Genomic DNA, 1312 nt, shown 5'->3' with positions numbered 1-1312 from the left:
GCCATGCAGACGCAGAAGAGCTATATCGGCGAGCGCTTCGATCCGCAGACCGGCCTGACCTACCTGAACGCCCGATACTACGATCCAGCCTTCGGTCGCTTCATCTCGCCAGACACGTGGGATACAATCGTGAAAGGCGTGGGAACGAATCGATATTCCTATTCGGAAGATGACCCAATCAATAAAAGCGACGCGAATGGGCATTTAATAGATCCGAATATTTCGGACGATGAAGGCGAAGCCGCCAATGAAGACCATGGCAATCAGCAACTGGACACGCAGCTTTCGACGGAGATTAGCGATTCTGCAGACTTTGCTTTCGGAGAGCGTACTAAGGATAAGAAGTCACCAAACCGGATAGCCGCCGGGGAGATCGACGAAAATCATAATGGGGTAGAGGACAGTATAGACCCTAGTGAACCACATGTGCTCAGTCTAAGCCCGCGTCCAGAGCAAACAATCGATGGTATTCATGTTCTGGAAGAGACGCTGGTTCCTGGTCCTATGATGCCACCAAACTTTGTTGTGACATCAAAAGGCGTAGTACTTCCCGTTCCGAAAGATGCAAACCCGATACCAAGCCCAGTAACTAACCGTGCAGGAAATATTACCGGGTCAGCATTTACCGGCTTTGGCCCCACAGACAAGCCGATGAGTCTGAGGATGATGGATCCCAGAGAGGCTGTCGCACCAAGAGGAACTCGAGCCGCTGACATCCAGGGCTACCCGAATGGATATAATACGTATTCAAGTCCAACACCAAACGGCGGCATCCAAACCGTTAACCCATATACAGGACGAACAATCTCAAAAGATCATCCATTTAGTCACATCGGCAACGACTGAGGAAATCAAATGACTTTGGATCAATACATGCAGGATTCTGAAATTTCTGTATTAGAATTACTTGACGACTCCCTATCAATCGTATTTGTGAACAAATCTACGATTACGATTTATTCCAATACAAAAGTAGAAATAAATTTCTCTACGACACCGATAAAGTTTTTGGAAATAAAAGAAAATATGGACGATATCGAAATTTATTTTTCACAAGACTCTAAGATAACTATCTCGAAGGTTCCCAACCTTCCAAATCCGGAAATTTTCGTTTACAAGTCTGCAGATGGCCAATTTGTTGTCGAATGACGTAGCCGTCGTTCGATTTTTTATCCCTGGCTTTGATGGCGCACGGCAACCTCCTGTCGGACGGCAGTCGCAGCCTCGTGTGGAACGGCGCCAACCAGCTGTCCTCCTTCATCCGCGACAATGCCACGGTGGCCCTGACCTATGGGCCGGATGGCACACGGGC

Annotated in this window: 2 protein-coding genes; both read left to right on the top strand. The window is 48.1% G+C overall.

The window, feature by feature from the left end; all coding sequences use genetic code 11:
- The coding region (locus BMX61_RS24155; protein ID WP_139199016.1) for an RHS repeat-associated core domain-containing protein at positions 1-846 on the top strand (846 nt) is incomplete at its 5' end.
- Between the two features lie 9 nt (positions 847-855).
- Positions 856-1149, top strand: a complete 294-nt coding sequence (locus BMX61_RS24150; RefSeq protein WP_075628012.1) for a hypothetical protein — start codon at positions 856-858, stop codon at positions 1147-1149.
- Positions 1150-1312 lie beyond the last annotated feature (163 nt).

This window comes from Xaviernesmea oryzae, from assembly GCF_900109605.1.
In the GTDB taxonomy this organism is placed as follows: Bacteria; Pseudomonadota; Alphaproteobacteria; order Rhizobiales; family Rhizobiaceae; genus Xaviernesmea; species Xaviernesmea oryzae.
The sequence above is the reverse complement of the archived record's forward strand: the minus strand, read 5'-3'. Positions and strand labels throughout refer to the sequence as shown.